Annotated in this window: 16 protein-coding genes and 1 tRNA gene; 15 read left to right on the top strand and 2 right to left on the bottom strand. The window is 51.2% G+C overall.

What is annotated here, in order from left to right:
* Nucleotides 1-78: 78 nt before the first annotated feature.
* Nucleotides 79-393, bottom strand: a complete 315-nt coding sequence (locus C7B82_RS14250; protein WP_106256952.1) for a thioredoxin family protein — start codon at nt 391-393, stop codon at nt 79-81.
* A 664-nt stretch (nt 394-1057) separates the two neighbouring features.
* Between C7B82_RS14250 and C7B82_RS14245 the strand changes: the two genes are divergently transcribed.
* Complete coding sequence (locus C7B82_RS14245) at nt 1058-4015, top strand: CHAT domain-containing protein (protein ID WP_106256951.1); 2958 nt, start codon at nt 1058-1060, stop codon at nt 4013-4015.
* A gap of 109 nt (nt 4016-4124) precedes the next feature.
* On the opposite strand, the gene C7B82_RS14240 is transcribed toward C7B82_RS14245, so the two are convergent.
* On the bottom strand, nt 4125-4877 hold the full coding sequence (locus C7B82_RS14240) for a hypothetical protein (protein WP_181357500.1): 753 nt from the start codon (nt 4875-4877) through the stop codon (nt 4125-4127).
* Nucleotides 4878-5090: 213 nt separating this feature from the next.
* On the opposite strand from C7B82_RS14240, the gene C7B82_RS14235 reads away from it, so the two are divergent.
* The 14 genes from C7B82_RS14235 (at nt 5091) to C7B82_RS14165 (ending at nt 22110) form a co-directional block, all read left to right on the top strand.
* Nucleotides 5091-5516, top strand: a complete 426-nt coding sequence (locus C7B82_RS14235; protein WP_106257121.1) for an MAPEG family protein — start codon at nt 5091-5093, stop codon at nt 5514-5516.
* Nucleotides 5517-5551: 35 nt separating this feature from the next.
* Entirely contained in the window at nt 5552-6232 is a 681-nt protein-coding gene (gene deoC / locus C7B82_RS14230) for a deoxyribose-phosphate aldolase (protein WP_106256949.1), read from the top strand.
* A gap of 86 nt (nt 6233-6318) precedes the next feature.
* Nucleotides 6319-7287: a DNA repair protein RecO gene (gene recO / locus C7B82_RS14225; RefSeq protein WP_106256948.1), complete on the top strand. Its 969-nt coding sequence runs from the start codon at nt 6319-6321 to the stop codon at nt 7285-7287.
* Between the two features lie 33 nt (nt 7288-7320).
* Nucleotides 7321-9057: an MFS transporter gene (locus C7B82_RS14220; RefSeq protein WP_245939897.1), complete on the top strand. Its 1737-nt coding sequence runs from the start codon at nt 7321-7323 to the stop codon at nt 9055-9057.
* Nucleotides 9058-9154: 97 nt separating this feature from the next.
* Entirely contained in the window at nt 9155-10306 is a 1152-nt protein-coding gene (locus tag C7B82_RS14215; RefSeq protein ID WP_106256947.1) for a glycosyltransferase family 4 protein, read from the top strand.
* A gap of 1 nt (nt 10307) precedes the next feature.
* Nucleotides 10308-11732 carry an amidase gene (locus tag C7B82_RS14210; protein WP_106256946.1) on the top strand — a complete coding sequence of 475 codons (1425 nt, stop codon included), beginning with the start codon at nt 10308-10310 and terminating at the stop codon, nt 11730-11732.
* A 336-nt stretch (nt 11733-12068) separates the two neighbouring features.
* Complete coding sequence (locus tag C7B82_RS14205) at nt 12069-13949, top strand: iron uptake porin (RefSeq protein ID WP_106256945.1); 1881 nt, start codon at nt 12069-12071, stop codon at nt 13947-13949.
* 455 nt (nt 13950-14404) lie between these two features.
* A complete protein-coding gene (locus tag C7B82_RS14195) occupies nt 14405-16195 on the top strand; it encodes an iron uptake porin (RefSeq protein ID WP_106256943.1) in 1791 nt (596 codons plus the stop codon).
* A gap of 312 nt (nt 16196-16507) precedes the next feature.
* A complete protein-coding gene (locus C7B82_RS14190; protein ID WP_106256942.1) occupies nt 16508-18367 on the top strand; it encodes an iron uptake porin in 1860 nt (619 codons plus the stop codon).
* Nucleotides 18368-18674: 307 nt separating this feature from the next.
* A complete protein-coding gene (locus C7B82_RS14185; RefSeq protein ID WP_106257119.1) occupies nt 18675-19112 on the top strand; it encodes an Rrf2 family transcriptional regulator in 438 nt (145 codons plus the stop codon).
* Nucleotides 19113-19116: 4 nt separating this feature from the next.
* On the top strand, nt 19117-20082 hold the full coding sequence (cysK, locus tag C7B82_RS14180; protein ID WP_106256941.1) for a cysteine synthase A: 966 nt from the start codon (nt 19117-19119) through the stop codon (nt 20080-20082).
* A 15-nt stretch (nt 20083-20097) separates the two neighbouring features.
* Nucleotides 20098-20814 (top strand): DnaJ domain-containing protein, encoded by a 717-nt coding sequence (locus C7B82_RS14175; protein WP_106256940.1) that lies wholly within the window; start codon nt 20098-20100, stop codon nt 20812-20814.
* Nucleotides 20815-20860: 46 nt separating this feature from the next.
* Nucleotides 20861-20934: transfer RNA gene (locus tag C7B82_RS14170), tRNA-Pro, on the top strand.
* A 180-nt stretch (nt 20935-21114) separates the two neighbouring features.
* Nucleotides 21115-22110 (top strand): tyrosine-type recombinase/integrase, encoded by a 996-nt coding sequence (locus C7B82_RS14165; protein WP_181357499.1) that lies wholly within the window; start codon nt 21115-21117, stop codon nt 22108-22110.
* Nucleotides 22111-22129: the final 19 nt, after the last annotated feature.

Here is a 22129-nt window from a genome sequence, read left to right as displayed (position 1 = left end):
CTTTCTTCTTGTAGGGACGCTACCTGTAACGTCCCTACAAACGCGAAACCTACAGCATTTCTTGTCTAGTTCCCTTGTCTAATTCGTCGCTGCCATCACTTCTTGCAAGCGACTGCGAAATTCTCCTTTGGGATGTCCACCTTTGACTTCGCCCAGAATTTTAAAGTCACTGTCGGGGTTATCGCAAATCAGGTAGGTGGGCCAACCCATATCTGCTTTGTCAGGATACTGCGCCAGCAAAATCTTGCGGTATTTGCGATAGGTTGCCGTGTCCTGCATCTTCACGCTGACGAACTCCAACCCCAGTTCTTCGACCACCTTCTGGTCATAAAACGACATTTTGTGGCACACGCCGCAGTCTTCGGAAGAAAATTTGATGACAGCCCGAGTCATAGAACCAGCCTCTCCAACACGTGAGCGATCGCCAGCAGCCGCTGTAAACCATACCTACATTTTACGTTGGAATGCTGAGTGACATTTCGTTCAGAGTGTTGCAAATCTTGTCGAGGGGGGTGTCACCTCCCCATGATTGGGCTCAAAATCCCTAGAATGAGACTAATCCGATCAACGCGATGGTCTGAACCGAGAACGCTGCCTTCGGTATGCGAAGCCGGTACACAGGCACGAGCGTTACTTTTGGGTGCACAATCACGGTTCTAGATCACTTTACGCTGATTCCTTAAAGAGATTCGGAAACTGTTTGAAGTTTCGGTAACTTTTTCTACTGCGGCACGTCCGCATGAGTAGCCCATGTCATGATCAATAAGACTTAATAAAGTCGAGTTTACTCACTCAGTGCATTTACCGAAATTGTTAGTCCGGTTCCTGAAGCTAATCGTTATCAAGTCACTTCTCATCAAGTCACTTCTCATCAAAAACTGAAGCGATAGCGTTGCCACTGTCTTAGTCGGGCAACCTAAACACGAGTGAACATGATCAAGATCACAATTATTTCCCCTGATGCCGACGTTCGATCGTTGATTAAGAAGGGTAGCACCCATGCGATCGTAATTTAGACAACCAGGGGATTGCATCTATAGTCTTCTGGAGAATAGCTGTGACCCAGGAATTTCATATTTCTGTGACTCCGATAGGGGAAGACGACTACCTTGTACGTACTGAACGGGTAGCGCCAGGCGTGCCTTTGGCGGAAGAGCAGGTTACCTGGCCCGTTGACGAGTGGCTGACTCAGGCAAGTTTCCTCATGAATGACCCTCTGCAAGGGCTTCTGCGGGGTGACATTCTCCATTCGTTTGCAGAAACATCAACATCGCCTTCTGAGCAACCACCCGAAGCGCAAGGAACCCTGGTGGCGCTTGGTCAACAGCTTTATAATGCGTTGTTTCAAGGCACCATTCGCGACAGTTGGATGACTGCCCAGGGTATCGCCCAGCACCGCCAGGAAGTGCTGCGTTTGCGCTTGGGGCTGAAAGATACGCGCCTGCCGCGCCTACCGTGGGAAGTGTTACATGCTGGCGATCGCCCGATTGCCACAGGCACCGATGTGGTCTTTTCACGCTATCACTCCAGTTTTGCAGCGATGGCATCGCTGCTGCAATTTCAAGCCACCAGTGCGATCGATGCCCATCAGCCGCTGAAAATTCTCATGGTGTTGGCAGCACCCACTGATCAGGAGATGCTGGCGCTCAAACAGGAAGCCCTGCATCTCCAGCAAGAACTGCAAGACACTGTGCAAAATGGCAACCGCAATGGCAGTAAGGGCAGTAAGGGGCGCAACTCAGACGTTCAGCTGACGATTTTAGAGCAACCTGGACGCGAGCAGCTCACGCAAGCCCTCGAACACAATCATTACCATGTGCTGCACTATGCAGGCCATAGCAACCTGGGAACCGCTGGCGGCAAGCTCTACTTGGTGAGCAGCAAAACGGGGCTGACTGAGACCTTGAGTGGTGATGATCTGGCGGGTCTTCTAGTCAATAATGGGATTCGCATGGCGGTCTTTAATTCCTGTCGAGGCGTCTACACCGCCACGACCGAGGTTCTCAGTGAGACAGGCGATGGCAATCTGGCGGAAGCATTGGTCAAACGTGGTATCCCGGCCGTGCTGGCAATGGCAGAGCGTATCCCGGATGACGTAGCGCTGAATTTGAGTCGCTTGTTCTACCGCAATTTGAAGCAAGCCTACCCGGTTGACCTCAGTTTAAACCGCGCTCGTCAGGGCTTGGTGTCCTCTTACAGTTCGAATCAGCTGTACTGGGCACTGCCGATCCTTTATCTCCATCCAGAGTTTGATGGCAATCTTCAGTCGCTGGATGGTTTAAGTGAGTCAGCAAACGAGACAGATGCTCAACCGATCGAGTCCACTGAACCTGAAATTCCTTTCACCGAAACGAAAACGCTGGTGAACCTACGTGAGGGTAAGGATGTCGATGAGTCTAATGCTTTAGAAGCCTTGGAATTTGACGATCCAGAGTACCAAAGCGATATGGAGACCGTTGCCCATCTGGTGAATCAGCTATCACATGGGACAACGGCTGATGTTGCCGATGACGAGCATCTTCTACCAGCATCCCCCTCAGAAAACCTCCTGCCCGAAGCTGAATACACCTTCAAGGCAGACGATTATTTGATTCTGCCTGACTATCCAAACGAATTTGCTGCTTCTGAAACTACCTCTGATGTTTCTGAGGCAGAGCCTGTACAGCCTGGAGGCGCGCTGACATCTACGGCAGTTGAGGCTAGCGAAGTTGAGGTGTATGCAGACCTTGCAAGGATGCTGGCCGATACGGGTAAGCTCACGGAGGCGATCGCCAACTGCCATCAAGCCGTACGAGACAACCCCAATGACGCCCACGCCTACTACAGTTTAGGCGTGGCGTTAAACCAGCAAGGCTATGTTGCAGAAGCCGTTGCCGCCTACCATCAAGCCTTACGAATCGATCCGACTTTAGCCGAGGCGCACAACCAGCTGGGGTTGGCTCTCTACCAACAGGGCAATCTCAGCGAGGCTGCGCGCGCTTACGACTATGCCATTCAGCTTGACCCTAGCCTCACTAGCGCCAAGCGAAACTTAGAAGCTACGCTCCTGCGCCAGGGCAATTTGGGGGAAGCAAAGCAAGCCCTGTTAGAGGGTGCACCAGCTTACCGTCGGGGTGGCGGACAAGTCGCAGCGCTTGATTATGCCGATAACAGTCTTCGACTAGCGGCCTCTGGTGCCTCTGTGCAGTCTATTGCTCGTGGCAAGCCTCTTTGGCACCGCCAGCCGTTCCTGTGGGTTGGCGTTGGCTTGGTCGCAACGCTGATGTTTGGCACCTGGGTTTTCCGCGATCGCTGGTTGCCCAGCACACCTCAGTTACCGCCATCTGAGTCGGCCTTTGACAAAGTCAACACGGCTGGTGATTTGAAGCGGGTCAGTACTAATGTGGTTGCTGCTTTGGCAGCAGAGCAACTCAATCAGGGCAAAATTACGGATGCTCAAGCGGCGATCGAAACCCTGCTTGATCGCGGCGCACTCACGCAGACTGCCGCAGTCCTCACCCCTGTTCTCAGTCGCCGGTCGGATAACTCAACCGTTAACTTCCTGATGGGTCGTCTTGTGTGGGAGTTCATCAAGGTCGGCAACAAGGATTACAGCGTTGGTGATGCGCGTCGATATTGGGAAACGGCTGTCAAGCAAAACCCTAGTGCTGAACATCAGACTGCATTGGGCTTTGCTTACTACACCGAAGGGAATGTCGATCGTGCCAGTCGCACATGGCTGCAGGCACTGAGGTCGGAAGGTGCTCAGAGCAACCAGGTCACTGCAGTACAGGCAAACACGCCTTCACCGTCACAAGCTCTGACTGCTTATGCTGGGCTCGCTCTGGTAGCAGCAAAGTCGGCTGCCAACCAACCACCCACTCAACAGGCTAAGTTGCAAAACGAAGCGATTAAGCTCCGCCAAAAAGTATTGGCTGATGACCCGGTCAACTTTCAGCCCGAAGAACTCGCAAAAAATTGGCTGTGGTCTGAGGCGGCAATTCGGGATTGGCGATCGACGCTGGCGCTCAAGTAAGGGGTGGTTACAGCACTCGTCAATCACGAATTCTGGTAGGGGCATTGCACTGCAATAGTCCCTAAGCTGTGAGACTACTAGTCTGCAAATTCCTAAAAGCCAAAAAAGATTAGAGCAACGACGAAATCGATCGCCGCTTACGGATATCCAGCTGATCTGCCAGGCTGGCTTCGCCCCAATCGAGGGGATGCTTGTCTTCAGAGGGGACGACGGTGACTGGCACATCAGTCGCTTGCCCAGTAGCCGACTGAAACTCTTGATGCGCCAATTGCATAAGAGTAGGAGGAGCTATAGACGGCCTAGCAGTCTTAGCAGGATGTTGTACCTGCCGTGGATTCAGTACAAACGATGGTACTACTCCAGGCTGTGGCTGGGGTCGCGATGTGGAAGGCGATGGTGGCTGTATGGCTATCGTTGGTTGTATTGCTGTCGTTACAGGATAAGACGTTAACGGCTTGATCTTGATGCTCTTGCGAGGACGCGGCGGACGATTGGCTTGCTTGGAGACAAGCAGCGAACCTGCTGCACAGCTGAGTGCGATCGCCCCGAAGAGCCACAGTGGAATACGAGCATGACTGTTTGTCGCTGTTTGAGTGGTCTCCCGAATCGTTGCGGCCCCTGAGACTTGATTGCCATTAGATGCATTGGGACTAGATGCATTCGGACTCAGCAAACCACTGACAGCTGTGACGGCGATGATAACCACAACAACCCATACGCTGCCTAATATCACTAACGCTAGAGCCCACCCAGACCAACTGAGGCTGAATGCGGCTTTTGAGGTTTGTACCGGCTGGCGCGATCGCGTTGATAGCGATGGTCGCGGCTGCTTTGCCCTGTGCTGATGTTGCTGCCTTTCCATACCATTCCCAGGTCATGAACCACCATCTCTCTAGATTTTACTCAAAGCGTTCAACAAGCAACATTAATCTCAAAGAGTCAGGCTGGATTTAGGTTCTTCTGCGTGCGGGTAACGCGATAATGGAGATTGCCACGTGTGATGCGATCGCGTCTGGAATGATCCATCCGTTGAACAAGCACCTTGAACTGGCGCAGCAATCATTACGAGCCGCGTATGATCTCATTGCCACTTTTACCAATTCCTTCCCAAACCCTCCTGCTGTATGCCATTGCGGCGGCGGCCGCACTAGTTTATCTACCGTTTCTGGTGGTCGGCTATGGTCGCCTCAAGGCTGGGTATGACATGGCAGCGCCGCGATCGCTCTTTGACAAGCTGCCTGCCTATGCTCAGAGAGCTACGTGGGCACATGCAAATGCCTTTGAGTCCTTTGTGCTGTTTGCCGCTGCGGCGCTAATGGCGTATATCACTGGGCAACAATCAGCGCTGGCAGGCTGGGCTGCGATCGCCTACGTCATTGCTCGACTGCTCTACCCTGTTTTTTACATCCTGAATGTGCCTATTGGGCGATCGCTGATGTTTCTCACTGGCTCATTGAGCATTACGACACTTTTTGGTTTGAGCTTGCTGACAATCAAATAAACTGCAAAATCATTAACGCGTTTCGAGAGGTTCTTATGGCAAAGCGATCGAGTTCAGACATTGATCTTGCTCCCTTTATTGATCATGCGTTGCTAAGCCCAACGGCTACGCTAGAGCAGGTCGAGCAATGGTGCGCGGATGCAGACCAATTTAACTTTGCGGCTGTTTGCATCCATCCAACCTACGTACGGCAAGCTGCCGCTGCGCTGCATGGTAAGAAACCTAAGGTCTGTACTGTGATTGGCTTCCCTTATGGTGCTACCACCTCAGCTGTAAAACTCTATGAAGCCCAAGAGGCAGTCGAGCATGGCGCAACAGAATTAGATGTTGTGATTAACCTTGGCTGGTTGAAAGCGGGGCAAATGGATGCGGTGCATCGCGAAATCGCTGAAATCTATGATGCGACGGGCCAGACCATCAAAGCCATTTTAGAAACCGCTTTGCTGACTGATGGCGAAAAGCGGCAAGCGGCTGAAGTGTGCATGGAGGCAGGTGCTGCGTTCTTGAAGACAAGTACAGGCTTGTATGGAGGCGCGACGGTTGCCGATGTCCGCTTACTGAAAGAAGTAACCAAAGACAGAGTGGGTATTAAGGCTTCTGGAGGCATCCGCACGGTGGAGCAAGCGTTAGAGTTGATTATGGCTGGAGCTACTCGGTTGGGAACATCTCGTGGCCCCGAGTTGATCCGAGAGCGAGAAGGTCTCGCAATACGTTAGACAGCAGGCGTCAGCAGTCAGTGGCCAACATCAACTTAAAACTCTTCCCCTCATTCTCTGCCTCCCCATTCCCTCACTTCTTTTTCATGAGCCGCACTTACAAAGCTACTGGAATCAATCTCAAAAGCATGCCCATGGGTGAGTCTGATCGGCTGCTAACCATTTTGACGCGCGAATTTGGCTTGGTACGGGCGATCGCCATGGGGTCGCGGAAGCACAACTCACGACTGGGTGGACGCAGCGAACTGTTTGTGGTGAATGAGCTGCTGATTGCCAAAGGACGATCGCTCGACAAAATTACACAGGCAGAAACGCTAGAGTCTTATCCACGGTTGGGGCAGGATTTAAAGAAGCTGATTGCGAGCCAGTATCTTGCAGAACTGTGCCTTCATCAAGCCTTGAGCGAACAACCGCAGGAAGAACTGTTTTGCTTGCTTAACGAACATCTAGCACGACTGGAGCGATCGCCGACTTCACAAGTGCTGGCTCATTTAACCCACGCGGTTTTTCAACTGCTGGTATTGGCAGGGGTCGCACCCCAAGTGCATCTTTGCTGCGTGACGCGCCAGCTGTTGCCCCCCGATTTGACCGATCGCAATTGGCGCGTCGGCTTTAGTATTCCAGCGGGCGGAACTGTTACTCCGGCAACGCTGGAGCGGTTGCTTGCTGAAAAACGACCGTTGCGTCGGCATCGAGTTTCGGAAGCCTCAGCAGCAGCACTGCCTCCAGTACAGGCGGGAGACGCCACAATGACTATAGAAGATGAGAGGCAAGCCAACGCATCTGCGTTTTCAAGCAGCTCAAGTGCAGGGTTGCATCGGCGGCTGTCTGCTCCTGAACTGATGCTTTTGCAATACCTTGCTGACGCAGAATTGCCTGAACCAGAGGCCTTGCTGGCCCGCATCCAGCCAGGCGAGTGTTCTCAGCGCACGCTTGATCGCCTGTGGCAATCGGTTGAACAGGCGCTGCGATCGTATGCTCAGTATTACCTCGATCGCCCAATCCGCTCTGCTAGTCTCATTGATGCCTGCTTTGCGACTCCCGAATCGGCCTAATGTCTTCAAGCTCTTCAAACACCTCTTCAAGCTATGATGCGATTGTCCAACTCTGACCTGGAAGCAACGGTGATGTTGTCTTTGAATCCGACCAACACAGGTGAAAATATCAACGACAAGTCGCGTAAGGTAGAAGCTGACGCCTTGAAAACAAAGCGGGGGTTCCCTCCGTCAGACGCTTCGATGGAACCAACGAACAGCCAGGATGCTTATCGACCGAGATTGGCAGAGGATATTTTTAATAGTGAGGCGGCTCCCTCACCAATGCCCGCAGTGGAGCAAGGTGTGTCTGACCAGCCAGATGCTAAAGCCTTACCATCATCAGCTTTAGAGTCACTACATCAAAATGGGCATGGTCAGAGTCCGGTCGTCATGACCATAGATGAATCAAAAGCAGTCAATCTTGCTCAAACCAACGGTCAGGCTAATGGTCAGGAGCCTGAACCAGAGCGGGGTTTCTTTCCGGTTCTGAAGAATCGCAATTTTTTAACCTTGTGGAGCGGTCAGGTTTTTTCGCAACTGGCAGACAAGGTTTATCTGGTGCTGATGATTGCACTCATTGCCAGCCGTTTCCAGAGCGGTGACCAGTCCATCAGCGGCTGGGTGTCATCCATCATGATTGCCTTTACGATTCCAGCCGTGTTGTTTGGCTCGATCGCGGGTGTGTTTGTTGACCGCTGGTCTAAAAAAACAGTGCTTGTACTGACCAATCTCTTGCGCGGCGGGCTGGTTTTTGCGCTGCCACCGTTGCTCTGGTTGTCCAAGGGTTGGTCACCACTGGCAGGCTTGCCAGTCGGGTTCTGTGTGCTTCTTGGCATCACCTTTTTCGTTTCGACGCTGACCCAGTTTTTTGCGCCAGCAGAACAATCCACCTTACCGCTAGTGGTTGAACGGCGACATCTGCTCTCTGCGAATTCTCTTTACACCACCACCATGATGGCATCGGTGATTATTGGGTTCGCGGTGGGTGAACCGCTACTCGCTCTGGCAGACACCTTGATCAGTCAGTTCGGTTTGACGGCGATCGGGTTGGGTAAAGAATTGGTTGTTGCCAGTGGTTATACGATCGCGGGAATCATTCTGCTGTTGCTCAAAACGGGTGAAAAAAGCCGTACGGTAGCAGCCGTCAATGCTGAAGGCGTAGAGTCTACCGTTGAAACGCCGCATGTTTGGCAAGACATCCGCGACGGCTTACGGTTTCTGGCAGAGCAGGGTCGGGTGCGAAGTGCCCTGATTCAACTGGTCATTCTCTTCTCGGTCTTCGCGGCGCTGGCTGTACTTTCGGTACGACTGGCAGAGGTGACGCCAGAGATTAAATCCTCTCAGTTCGGCTTTTTGCTGGCGATGGGTGGGGTCGGCATGGCGATCGGGGCAACGCTGATTGGGCAGTTTGGGCAACGGTTTCAACATGCGCAACTTAGCCTGTTTGGTTCCCTGGGTATGGCAGCTTCCCTGGTTGGAATTTCCCTCTCGGTGACGCGGCTAGTGCCAACACTACTGCTCATTGCGGCGCTTGGTGGTTTTGCGGCGATCGTGGGTGTACCCATGCAAACCGCCATTCAAGAAGAAACGCCGGAAGCGATGCGAGGTAAGGTGTTTGGGCTACAAAATAATGCGATCAATATTGCGCTCAGTTTGCCTCTGGCGCTGGCGGGTGTCGCCGAGACGTTCTTTGGCTTGCGCATCGTTTTTCTTAGTCTTGCGGTTTTGGTCGTCGCAGGAGGGGTCTTAACCTGGTATATTTCCCGTACAGGTTTAAACCAGCGTTAGTAGGCTGTACGGTTGCGGTTTGGTGGACTGATGCCAGTGGCTCCCTAACGACTGACCGTTAATCACCCTACCCCTTCCCTTTCGTTTGAGACCCTGAATGCATATCGCCTGGCTCGGAAAAAAGTCGCCTTTCTGCGGCAACGTCACTTATGGTCGAGAAGTGACCAATGCACTGCTGGATCGAGGTCATCAGGTCAGCTTTTTTCATTTTGCTCAGGCAGAGCCGCCCCCCGATAACTGGCCTGACTTCCAGGAGATTTCGATTCCGTTTCTCTACAAATCGCAAATCTACACCATTCCAACCTTCAAATCGAGCAAAATTCTGGCGCAGGCGCTTTATAAGCTAAACCCTGATGTAGTGCACGCTTCGCTGACGCTGTCACCGCTAGATTTTTTGTTACCAGAAATCTGTCTTGATCTAGGCATACCGCTTGTGGCGACGTTTCATCCCCCGTTCGATCGCAAGCCGCGTAATCTGACCTCGGGCACACAACACCTGATGTATCAGCTATACGCTCCGTTCCTGGCAAAGTACGATCGCGTCATCATTTTCTCCCACATTCAGGAAGAGCTGCTTATCCGCCTTGGTGTACCAGCATCTAAGCTGGCAGTGATTCCTAATGGCGTCGATGTTCAAAAATATTCCCCTGGTCCTTCTAGCCTAAAGGCAGAGCTAGATGCCGATCGTATCTTTGTTTACCAGGGACGCATTGCGCCAGAGAAAAACATTGAATCGCTGCTCAAAGCATGGAAGCATTGTCGTCTGGACGATCGTACTAAGCTGGTCATTGTTGGCAACCACGGCTCTTTAGCAGCCTCTTTGATGCCATTCTATGGGCCTGAACATGGCATCGTCTGGCTAGGTTTTATCGCTGATGAGGCGCAACGCATCAACATCTTGCGGGGTTCCGATGTTTTTGTGCTGCCATCGTTGGTAGAAGGGTTGTCTCTCTCTCTCCTCGAAGCGATGGCCTGTGGGCTAGCCTGCATTGCGACGGATGCTGGCGCCGATGGCGAAGTCCTGGAGGATGAAGCGGGCGTCATTTTAAAGACGCAGAGTGTAGCGACTCAGCTCAAGACCTTGCTGCCCCAACTGTGCGAACATACGGGTTGGACAACGCTGCTCGGACAAAACGCCCGACAACGCGTCAAGGAGCGTTACACGTTGACCGACAATATTACACATCTGGAGAGCCTCTACGAGGAGGTTCTGAGACATCAGCCTGCACCATTGCGGCAGGTTTCGTAACATGAACCAGACTGATCTAGCATTCGCTCCGGCCTTGGAGCAAGCACAGTTAGTGCGCCAGCGGGAAATCTCGCCGCTAGAACTGGTCGAGCTTTACCTACAGCGCATTGAACAACTGAATGGGCACTTGGGCAGCTACGTTACAGTGGCAGCAGAACAAGCGATCGCTGACGCAACAGCTAAAACAGAGGCGCTCGGCAGTAATACTGATGACTTGCCCCCCTTTTTTGGCGTGCCCATCTCAATTAAAGACCTGAACGCGGTGGCTGGCTTGCCCTGTTCGTATGGCGTCAAAATTTTGAAAAACCGCATCCCGACCGAAGATGATGGTGTTGTCACCCGTATTAAGCAAGCGGGCTTCATTATTTTGGGTAAGACGGCCACGTCAGAGATCGGTACACTGCCCTACACCGAACCCAATGGCTTTCCCCCTGCCCGCAACCCCTGGAATCCCGCTTATACGCCGGGTGGGTCTAGTGGCGGGGCTGCCGCAGCACTGGCAGCAGGACTCTGCGCGATCGCTCACGGCTCAGACGGTGGTGGTTCCATTCGCGGCCCCGCGTCCTGCTGCGGCCTGGTTGGGATCAAGCCAGCACGGGGACGGGTGAGCCAGGCACCCTATGGGGATCGCCTGAGTGGCATTGCAACCAGTGGGCCGATCGGTCGTACCGTTGCCGATGCGGCCGCTTTATTGGATGTGATGTCCGGCTATGTGACAGGTGATCCCTATTGGCTACCGAAGCCCGCCGCTTCTTTTCTCTCAGCGGCTCAAACCTCTCCCGGTCATCTACGCATTGCCTTTGCGACTGCCATTGAACCGATCGGGGTAGCCGATTCTAGCTGCAAGCAAGCCGTTTTAGACACGGTGCAGCTACTCCAGGCACTGGGGCATACAGTGGAACCAGGTTGTCCCGACGTTGGCGATTTAATTGAGCCGTTTACCATCATTTGGCAGTCTGTTTTGAGTGAAGTTGGCATCCCGTTCGTTTTCCTGGGCAAGATGAATCGCTGGTTGCTGAATCGATCGCGCTTTCACTCCAGTGGTAAATACCTACGTGCGGTCAGTAAAATGCAAATCATTGCCCGTCGCATTGTGGCTTTCTTTGATGATGTCGATGTATTAGTGCTGCCAACCTATCTGCACTCCCCCATTCGTGTGGGAGAGTGGGCTAATCTCCGACCGGCCAAAACGTTAGAAAAAATTATCGGTTGGGTTGCTCCTTGTCCACCTTTCAACGCCACTGGCCAACCTGTTATTACGATTCCTGCGGGCTTCGATCCTCACGGTCTGCCGATCGGCGTCCAGTTGATTGGTAAACCAGCCGCCGAAGCTACTCTCATTGCGCTGGCAGCCCAAATCGAAGCGGCAAAACCCTGGAGCCAGTATCGGCCAACCCTTGCTACGGAAACCTCACAACAAAAATAAGCTGGCAACTCAAAGACTGGTTTACCTTGAGAATTGACGCAGTTAGCTGATCCAATCGTTATCAGTCACTGTCAGTTCCTACGACCTACTCCCAGTCTTCTAGGTGCTTTACTGGAGTCGCTTGATGCTCAAGCCATAAAAATTCGCAAGCTAGAGACAGGAAACCCAAGATTCGATATGATGTTCTACAAGTGTAGTGACAAACACAAAAACACGCTTGCGTCAGCAACTAATCTGGATTACGCTTGAGTGCGTCAGCTTGTCAACGATCTGAGTGTAATGATAGAAGACCCCAACAGTCGTTCTATATCGGTGTGAGGAGAATAAATTAAAGCCATGTCCAACGTTTTTTTGAAATCGCTGCTAGTCAGCCCTGCAATTCTTGCTGCTGCTTTGACGGTTTCCGCCTCTGCAATTGCAGCCGAAGCTAAAGCAACAAACGAAGTTGCTCAGCCTCAAGCATCAGCTTTACAGCCTCTATCCCTGGCTGCTGTTCCACAGATTTCTTCTCCTGAAGTTTCTGCGTTAGCGAATGCACCGACGACAGCCGTTCGTCCTGCCAGCCTGGAAAAGAGCCTGCCTGTACAAGTCGCTTCTACACCAGCGGAGCAAGCAACCCCAGCTGCACCTGAAGCAGCCGATAGTTCTTTGAGCCAGATCAATCGGTACACCCGTGAAGGTCGCTCACAAAATTCCAGCCAGGTCACATCTGTCTCTCAACTGTCTGACGTTAAGCCAACTGACTGGGCGTTTCAAGCCTTGCAATCGTTGGTCGAGCGCTACGGTTGTATCGCTGGCTATCCTGACAGAACCTACAGAGGTAATCGCGCTACCACTCGCTACGAATTTGCTGCTGGTTTAAATGCTTGCCTTGATCGCGTCAACGAACTGATCGCTGCTGGTACTGCTGATTTGGTCAAGAAAGAAGACCTGGCAGTGCTGCAAAAGCTGCAAGAAGAGTTTGCTGCTGAGCTGGCAACCTTGCGTGGACGTGTTGATTCCTTGGAAGCTCGCACTGCGACTTTAGAGAAGCAGCAATTCTCCACCACCACCAAATTGGCAGGTGAAGTTATCTTTGCCATTACTGATGAATTTGGACAGCCATTTAGAAATGAAACCGTCTTCCAAGACCGGGTTCGTTTAGCGTTCAACACCAGCTTTACTGGTAAAGACTTGCTGATTACTCGTCTTGCGGCTGGTAACTTTGTTCCCTTTAGGTTCCAAGATTCCGTTGGTGGTATCGGTCTTCAATCGTTCCAGTTTGGAAGCACTGGTGGAAATTCGGTCTTTGCTGACTGGGTTGCTTATTACTTCCCACTGGGCGAGAAAATTAGCGTTTACATCCCAGCCTTCGCTGGTTTGCAATATGACTATGCCCCCACTCAAGCAGGTCTTTTAGAGGGCTTTGATGGTGGTAATGGTCCTCTCACCATCTTTGCTCAACGTAACCCCATTTACAACATTGGTGGTGGTTCGGGTATTGGTCTAAACTTTGATGTCACAAACAGTTTCAAGCTTAGCCTTGGGTACCTGGCGAACAACTCTAGTTTGAGTGCAACTGGCGGACAGCTAAACGCTCCTCAGGCTTTCTTTGGCGCGAACAACCCCGCTGACAAGGCAGGTTTGTTTAACGGTAGTTATTCTGCGCTTGCCCAGATTGCCTACAAGACAGATTTCTTCTCCATTGGTGCAACCTACGTCAACGCTTACGCTCGTGGTGCCATCTTTGACACTGGAAGTGGCGGTGCAGTTGTGGGTACGGCTGCGGGTAACTTCGCGTTCGTCAACGCAGCAGGCGGCAAAGCTAGACAGTTTACGTCTACCAGCCTGAACGCTTATGGTCTTTCGGGTTCGTTAAATCTGGGTAAAACCATTTCGATTAATGCGTTTGGTACGTACATCGAAGCGAACAAACCAGGCGACGGTGTTGGTAGAGGCGAAATCTGGACCTATGGCGTTGGTGTTGCGTTTGCTGACTTCCTCAAGAAAGGCAACTTGCTAGGTTTGACCGCTGGTGTTGAACCCTACCTCGGCAACGCAAAGAAGTTTGGTCAAGGTTCAAACGGTCTACCAATTCATTTTGAAGCGTTTTACCGCTATCAACTGAGTGACAACATCTCGATTACACCTGGTGTAATTTATGTGATTAACAATGGTCAGTCTAACGCCACTGAGGATATCTTCATCGGTACTCTGAGAACGACCTTCACGTTCTAGTTATTTGTGAACAATGTCTTCGAGGTGTAAAAAGCACGTTTGATACCATAAGCGCTCTCCATTAAACGGAGGGCGCTTTTTTGTGATCTTTACTAGTGATTCTGCGATCGTTGCGTCATGCAAAACATTACTCTTGATGCCAAAGAACTCAAATTTTGCTGCCTTTAGACTGCGAAGGCTAGAAATAGCCCCAGAAAATGCGCCTTCCTTTAAAGTCTTGTTAACCATTGTCTCTGATAATTAGGTGGAGGTAGTTTCCAAGCTCTGATAACTGGACAGTGTAATACCTCAAAGGAAAGTCTTTGGGGTACTATATGGAAGCATTCTGGACGTTTTCGAACTTCAAGAGTCTCCGGTATATGTGTTGGATTAGCAGATAAGGCTCTTCCTATGGAAATCTAGGGGCTATCTGTACATCGATCCGTTCGTACTAAGGTGTGAGTGTAAAAACAATGATGTCAAAAACAATCTGGAAGTCTTTATTAGCGGCTCCGGCGCTTCTGGGCGCTACGGTTGCTATGTCTGCGATCGTGAATACGGCAGCTGTGAATGCGGCTGAGGCGACTGATGCTGCAGCTAAAGTGCCGACTGTAGACAGTGCAGTCAGTGCAGCACCATCTCTGCCAGTCAAACCTGTTGTTGTTGCGGATGCTTCGACGACCGCAACGCAAGCAACACCTTCAAATCTCAGCCAGATGACTGTTTACAGCACAGAAGGAACACCTTCTACTGGCATCGTCGGTCAAGTCACCTCTGTTTCGCAGCTTTCGGATGTCAAGCCTACCGATTGGGCCTTCCAAGCACTACAATCGCTGGTCGAGCGCTATGGCTGTATCGTCGGCTATCCCGACAAGACCTACCGCGGTAACCGAGCGCTGTCTCGCTACGAGTTTGCGGCTGGTTTGAACGCCTGCATGGATCGGATCAACGAGTTGATTGCAGCAGGCACCGCTGACTTGGTGAAGAAAGAAGACTTGCTGGCTGTGCAACAGTTGCAAGAAGAATTTGCGGCTGAATTGGCTACTCTGCGTGGACGTGTGGATGCACTAGAAGCCCGGACAGCCACCCTGGAGAAGCAGCAGTTTTCGACTACTACCAAGCTAAATGCTGAAGTAATCTTCGCCGTTGCCGATACCTTTGGCGATCGCGCCACCCGCACAGGTAATAATCGCTTCCTCGGAGGCGTTAACGCTGCTAACGAAGGTCGCTTGAGAGACGATCAAACCCAGACCATCTTCGCTAATCGTGTTCGTCTTAACTTTGATACGAGCTTTACTGGTAAGGATCGACTGCGCACGCGTCTACAAGCGGCTAACTTTACTTCTTTCAGTGGTGCATTCACCGGCACGAACGAAACTCGCCTCGCTTTTGATGATGGCGGCGGTAATGCATTTACGATCGATGAGTTGTACTACCGTTTCCCACTGGGTGACAATCTACGCGTGCAGATTGATGCAACCAAGAACGAGTTTTACGATGGTCTGGTTAGCAGCTTAAGCCCCTTTACAAGCAGCGGCTCAGGTGCGATCTCTCGTTTTGGACGGTTCAACTCGACACTTCGGAGTGGTGCAGCGGGTGCTGGTCTAACCTTTGATTACAAATTCGGTTCTGCCTTAAGTCTGCAAGGTGGGGTTATAACTGATACCGATAGCAACGACCCAAGTCCTAAAAACGGTCTGTTCAACGGTGCTTACTCAGCCATTGGGCAAGTTGTCCTTAGACCTGCCAAGCCACTTGAAATTGCGTTATCCTACGTCCGCTCTTACTACCCCGGCGGCAACGTTAACGTGACTGCAAGCACTGGTAGCGCCTATGCTTCAACTCCGTTTCAAGCTAACCCGACCTCAGTTGACACCTTTGGTGCTCAAGTAAACTTCCGTCTGAGTCCTCAGTTTATTGTCGGTGGCTGGTTTGGCTACTACAAAGCCTATCAGGGTCGGAGCAGCAACGAAGCTGAAATCTACACCGGTTCTGTCTACCTGGCGTTCCCTGACTTGGGTAAGAAAGGTAACTTGGGTGGCATTATCGTGGGTATCCCAGCGAAGGTGACTGGCAACGATTTCCGTACCGCGGGCGTTCGCCGCTTTGATGATGACACGACGTTCCATGTGGAAGCCCTGTACCGTTATCAACTTAGTAACAACATTGCGATTACACCAGGTCTCATTGTGATCTTCAATCCAGAAGGAAACAACAACAACGCAACGCAATATGTTGGCGTACTTCGCACTACCTTCACCTTCTAGTTAGCTCAATCCTTAAGCTGACAAACTAAAAAGCCCCGTTCACACGGGGCTTTTTTTTACATAAGAACGTTTACGAATTAACTATGTTTCTGCTAGAGCCACTGCGCGATAGCCCTCTAGAGCCGATTAGCTACGCTCTAGCATGGGTTAAAAGCTCATATTGTGCTTGCCGAAATGATCCTCACATGAGTTTTTGAAAGTTATCGACAAATTAAGTGTAGGATTTTATTTTAGTTAAAGGTTCCTTTGGGAATGCTTTTAACAGTATGTATATCGCTTTTGGGTCTTTAAGGTGTGAGTGTGAAAGTAATGATGTCAAAAACAATCTGGAAGTCTTTATTAGCGGCTCCAGCGCTTCTGGGCGCTACCGTTGCTATGTCTGCGATCGTGGTTACAGCTTCGACTGCAAAAGCGACGACTGCTACGGATGCTGTGGCTCACCCCCTGATAGAAAGACAGCCAGACAAGAGCTTGTCAGCGCTTCCCGCCAGTCCAGTGCTTTTGGCAGAGGCTGCGCCTACGTCCGTCTCACCAACCGCTCCTCTAAATCAGGTTTTGATTTACGGCACGGAAGGGACAGTGCCTGCAACGGCAGCAAATCAGGTGACGTCTGTTTCACAGTTGTCAGATGTAAAGCCTACTGATTGGGCGTTTCAAGCTTTGCAGTCGCTGGTTGAACGCTACGGTTGCATTGTGGGTTATCCCGATAAAACCTACCGCGGTAACCGCGCCACTACTCGGTACGAGTTCGCTGCCGGCTTAAACGCCTGCATGGATCGGATCAACGAGCTGATTGCCGCAGGCACTGCTGATTTGGTTAAAAAAGAAGACCTCGTGGCGCTGCAAAAGCTGCAGGAAGAATTTGCGGCTGAGTTGGCAACCTTGCGCGGACGAGTTGATGCGCTAGAGTCACGCACGGCAACCCTGGAGAAACAACAATTCTCCACGACCACTAAGCTCTCCGGTGAAGTTATTTTCACGATCGCTGATGCGTTTGGTGATTACCCCAGACAAGGCGGCACAAACACTGTTTTCAACGATCGCATTCGACTCAACTTGCTCACGAGCTTTACAGGCAAGGATCGTTTGAGAGTGCGTCTTCAGGCTGGTAATGCCACTCGGCTGCTGAGCAATCCCAGCATTCCCAATGCGCAGAATAACTACCAGCGCACCAATGAAGGGAACCTTCCTTATGACGGTGGCAACCCTGCGGCTGACGGCACAATTACGGATTCAAACAACGGTGGTAATAGTGTCTTTCTAGACGTGTTGGATTACCGCTTTCCCATCGGCAGCAACTTGACCGCTACCATTTTTGCCAATGGTGCCCTGCATCATTACTACGCTGATACCATTAATCCTCTCTTTGAGGGTAACGGTGGTGGTCAGAACGCAATCTCTCGCTTTGCCGAACGCAACCCAATCTATCGCATTGGACCGCTGGGCGCTGGGGTTGGCATTAACTATAAGTTCAGCAACAACTTTAAGCTTGACCTTGGTTACCTTTCTAATACTGCCAGTAACCCTGGAGCAGATGGTGGTGTGTTTAATGGTAACTACTCAGCCTTGGCGCAGTTAGTCTTTAGCTCTGGCGGCTTCAAACTGGGCTTTACTTACGTGCGTGGCTACGAACGAAACAATGCTGCGCTCTCGGCTGGCAACAACTTCAACCTGGGTGGTACGGGTTCAACGTTTGCGAACTTGAACAACAACTCCCTGTTGCGGGGACGCTCGTTCCCAGTCGAAAGCAATTCCTTCGGTGTTGAAGCGTCGCTGCGTCCGACCCCTGGTTTCATCGTCAACGGCTGGGTTGGCTACAGTGATGCGAATATCATTGGTTTGGGTAGCGCAGACATCTGGAATTTTGCGGTTGCAGTTGGCTTCCCAGATCTGGGTAAAAAAGGTAACTTATTGGGTCTCGTAGCGGGTGCAGAGCCAACTTTGCGAGGCACTGATTTTGCGGGTGCTAACTTAAGCCCAGCCTTTGCCAGTAGAAGCCAAGATTTTGCTTATCACTTCGAGGTGTTCTACAAGTACCAGCTCACAGACAACATTTCCATCACTCCAGGTGTGATTTATTTGCCCAGTGTGAATCAAAATGCAGGCATTCCCGGCAATAACTCTAATGACGATGTTTTCATTGGTGTTTTACGGACAACCTTTACGTTTTAGGCGCTGCTAAAGGAACAGCACCTCTAAGGCGTGCTTTAAAATCTTCTGTTCGGTTCATCGTCTGATGGTGACCCCTCTCCTTCCCCCTTAAAAAGAACTTTGGACCGTTCGGCTCTCTCCTATTTAAGGAGAGTTGGGAAGAACCGAAGGTTTTTAAACCACTGACTAGGGTGTATGAATCCCCGAAGCACTCTGCGATCGCAGAGTGCTTCGGGGATTTTTCTCGTCTCCTCAAAACCCTAGTGAAGAACCGTAGTATAATAGTGTGAGCGTGATTAGTCGCGTTGCTGTTCATTAAGTGTTAACCGTGGAAATTTCTAGTAAAAATGAGTACGCGATTCTGGCACTCATTGAGTTAACCGCGCACTATACCAGTGGCGAACCGCTACAGATCCGTCAAATTGCTGCCCAACAGCAAATTCCCGATCGCTACCTGGAACAATTATTGGCTACACTCAGACGGTGTGGCTTGGTGCGATCGCAGCGAGGGGCAAAAGGAGGCTACATCTTGGCGCGTGAACCCTGGAAAATTAATCTCTTAGAAGTACTGAATTGTTTAGAGGGTGCCGAGGCTCAATCGGCTGAGTCCCATGTTGTGCCTAAAACTGTAGAAAGTGCTGTCATTTGGGATGCTTGGCAAGAAGCGCACCAGGCTGCGAACACGGTCTTGCAGCGATGTACCTTGCAAGACCTCTGCGAAAAGTGCAACGCTAGACGACAGCTCGACATTATGTACTATATCTAGACTTATGCGTGTAGCTCAAAACATCACCGAACTCATTGGACGTACGCCCCTGGTGCAGTTAAATCGGATTCCTCAAGCAGATGGGTGTGTCGCGCAAATTTTAGTGAAACTCGAAGGCATGAATCCTTCTGCTTCAGTCAAAGACCGTATTGGCATTAGCATGATTGATGCGGCCGAAAAAGAGGGACTCATAACTCCCGGTAAAACGGTGCTAGTAGAGCCGACCTCTGGAAACACAGGCATTGCCCTGGCAATGGCCGCAGCCGCAAAGGGTTATAGCCTCATTTTGACGATGCCAGAGACAATGAGTTCTGAACGGCGAGCCATGCTACGTGCTTACGGTGCGCAGCTGGAGTTGACGCCAGGCATCGAAGGTATGAGCGGTTGTATTCAGCGGGCACAGCAAATTGTTGAAACGTTGCCCAATGCGTATATGCTTCAACAGTTTCGTAACCCAGCGAATCCTCAAATCCATCGCCAAACGACAGCAGAAGAGCTCTGGGCTGATACCGATGGTCAGATTGATGCCGTGATTGCTGGGGTCGGCACAGGCGGAACCATTACCGGTGTTGCGGACGTGATCAAGTCGCGCAAACCGACATTCAAGGCGATCGCGGTTGAACCTGCGAACAGTCCTGTGCTATCGGGTGGTCGCCCAGGTGCTCACAAAATTCAGGGAATTGGTGCTGGCTTTGTGCCTCCTGTGCTGAATGTCAATCTAATCGACGAAGTCATCACTGTCTCAGATGATGATGCGATCGCCTATGGACGGCGTTTGGCTCGCGAAGAAGGCTTACTCTCTGGTATCTCTAGTGGTGCTGCGCTCTATGCAGCGATTCAGGTGGGTCGCCGCCCCGATTATGAAGGGAAGATCATTGTGATGATTCAGCCCAGCTTTGGTGAACGCTACCTCACTACCCCTCTCTTTCAGGACTCTGAGCTTAATATGCCAGCCATGCTTGGAGGATAAGGCTGAAGAAGAAGCATGAGGTCTGACCACTATCGCACTCTAAACGTTACTCCAACAGCGACACAGGCAGAGATCAAACAGGCATACCGTCAGTTAGCCAAACAGTTTCATCCTGACAGCAACCGGGAAACTGCTAACCACGAGCAAATTGCCAAGGTCAATGCCGCCTACGAAGTACTGGGCGATCCTGAAAATCGTAAATCTTACGATCAGCAGCTACAGTATCTGACACAGCTTGAAGAGGCTGGTTTTTCAGCGGGACGGGGCAATCGGCAGCAACGAACGGCTGCCGCCCAAGCGCGTCACTACAAACAGCAGCAGACTATACCAAAGGCGGATGAGCACCTGAAACAGTGGCTAACTCAGGTCTATACGCCCGTGAGTCAGCTAGTAGTGCGAATTCTCAAACCGTTGAAAGAGCAGATTGACGCTCTCGCAGCTGATCCCTTTGACGATCAACTAATGGCAGATTTTCAAGAGTATCTGGAGGACTGCCGCGATCGCCTCAGTCGGGCTGAAACTATTTTTCACTCACTCCCTAACCCTAAAACCATGGCTGGTGTCGCAGCACACCTCTATTACTGCCTTAATCAGGTGGATGATGGCATTGAGCAGTTAGAGTTTTTCACGCTCAATTACGATGACTACTACCTACATACTGGGCAAGAACTCTTTCGTATTGCTGCTGGGTTACGTCGAGAGGCACAAGCTGCTGTTAAGGAAGTCATGTAAAGGGCTGCAGACTAATGGGCCCTTATGCTATACTGAGCAAGCACATCGGGGCGTAGCGCAGCTTGGTAGCGCACTACTTTGGGGTAGTAGGGGTCGTGAGTTCGAATCTCGCCGCTCCGATGCACAAAAGCCAGTCAATGACTGGCTTTTGTCGTTTTCAGCCAAGGGTTCTAGAGCTTCCCTATTTTCAATTAGCATCTCGGAATCGACCAGAAAAACCCGGAATAGCCTACAAAACTGGTGCAAAATTGGTGCATGAGATCAGGGTATCGTTCGCCTAACCGCTCATGCACCAATTTTATGAAAAGAAAAAGAGTCCATATTGAAGTGCGTAATGGCTGGCTTAAGTTACGCTGGTCCCATCAAGGGAGACGCTATGATCTCGCCCTGGGTTTGCCAGATGGAGCCCTCAATCGCAAAATAGCCGAACGCAAAGCAACCGAGATTGAAATCGATATCACGACCGCAACTTTCGACGCGACATTGAATAAGTATCGCCCGGAACAGCCTTCACAACCCTCTGGACTATCTGTCGCAGGGTTGTTTCAAAAGTTTATGAGGCATAAGGCAAGTGAAGTCTATCCTCAAACGCTGATCAAATACGACGCGACGTTAAGACGTCTCCGCGAGTTTTTTAAGGAAGGAGCCGCCGCTGCAGTGACGCTGGAGCAAGCCGAAGCGTTTAGAGCATGGTTTGCGGCTCGGATCAATCCTTCGACTCAGCAACCGAATTCACCCACAACGGTGAAAGAACGCATCACGTTGATCGCCGCGTGCTGGGACTGGGCTATAGAAGAAAGTTTGCTGCCGACGAATCCGTGGCAAGCGCTAGCGCGCCGCATCAAAGTACGCAAAACACAAGCCCCAAAACCCTTTAATCCGCAGGAGATTGCGCAAATTATTCAGGGGTTTCGGACCGATCGCTACTATGCCTATTACGCTGATTATGTTGAATTTATGCTGGGAACGGGTTGTCGTCCAGGGGAAGCGATCGCTCTGAAGTGGAAGCACGTTGCCGACGATTGCTCATCCGTCTGGATTGGCGAAGCTTACTATCGTGGGATGCGCAAAGAAACAAAAAACACAAAGACCGGGACGGTTCTTCTCAGTCAGTCCCTCAAACGCTTATTTCTCAAACGCAAACCCAACAACCCGATGCCAGAAGATTTGGTCTTCCCTGCGCCTAAAGGTGGTCATATTCATGATCAGGACTTTAGAAATCGAGCCTGGAAAACTGTTAGAAGTTACGCATTGACAGAGAGCAGGAAATGTGATGACTCTAGATTAGTCTCCTAGCCCTTGGAAATCCGTCGTG

It is taken from the genome of Stenomitos frigidus ULC18 (assembly GCF_003003795.1).
GTDB classification, from domain to species: Bacteria; Cyanobacteriota; Cyanobacteriia; order Leptolyngbyales; family Leptolyngbyaceae; genus Stenomitos; species Stenomitos frigidus_A.
The sequence above is the reverse complement of the archived record's forward strand: the minus strand, read 5'-3'. Positions and strand labels throughout refer to the sequence as shown.

Bases quoted from the DNA above. Each gene is read 5' to 3' on its own strand.
- C7B82_RS14250 (WP_106256952.1), bottom strand. From the start codon at position 393: ATGACTCGGGCTGTCATCAAATTTTCTTCCGAAGACTGCGGCGTGTGC.
- C7B82_RS14240 (WP_181357500.1), bottom strand. From the start codon at position 4,877: ATGGAAAGGCAGCAACATCAGCACAGGGCAAAGCAGCCGCGACCATCG.
- C7B82_RS14235 (WP_106257121.1), top strand. From the start codon at position 5,091: ATGATCTCATTGCCACTTTTACCAATTCCTTCCCAAACCCTCCTGCTG.
- deoC (WP_106256949.1), top strand. From the start codon at position 5,552: ATGGCAAAGCGATCGAGTTCAGACATTGATCTTGCTCCCTTTATTGAT.
- recO (WP_106256948.1), top strand. From the start codon at position 6,319: ATGAGCCGCACTTACAAAGCTACTGGAATCAATCTCAAAAGCATGCCC.
- C7B82_RS14220 (WP_245939897.1), top strand. From the start codon at position 7,321: ATGATGCGATTGTCCAACTCTGACCTGGAAGCAACGGTGATGTTGTCT.
- C7B82_RS14215 (WP_106256947.1), top strand. From the start codon at position 9,155: ATGCATATCGCCTGGCTCGGAAAAAAGTCGCCTTTCTGCGGCAACGTC.
- C7B82_RS14210 (WP_106256946.1), top strand. From the start codon at position 10,308: ATGAACCAGACTGATCTAGCATTCGCTCCGGCCTTGGAGCAAGCACAG.
- C7B82_RS14205 (WP_106256945.1), top strand. From the start codon at position 12,069: ATGTCCAACGTTTTTTTGAAATCGCTGCTAGTCAGCCCTGCAATTCTT.
- C7B82_RS14195 (WP_106256943.1), top strand. From the start codon at position 14,405: ATGTCAAAAACAATCTGGAAGTCTTTATTAGCGGCTCCGGCGCTTCTG.
- C7B82_RS14190 (WP_106256942.1), top strand. From the start codon at position 16,508: ATGTCAAAAACAATCTGGAAGTCTTTATTAGCGGCTCCAGCGCTTCTG.
- cysK (WP_106256941.1), top strand. From the start codon at position 19,117: ATGCGTGTAGCTCAAAACATCACCGAACTCATTGGACGTACGCCCCTG.
- C7B82_RS14175 (WP_106256940.1), top strand. From the start codon at position 20,098: ATGAGGTCTGACCACTATCGCACTCTAAACGTTACTCCAACAGCGACA.
- C7B82_RS14165 (WP_181357499.1), top strand. From the start codon at position 21,115: ATGAAAAGAAAAAGAGTCCATATTGAAGTGCGTAATGGCTGGCTTAAG.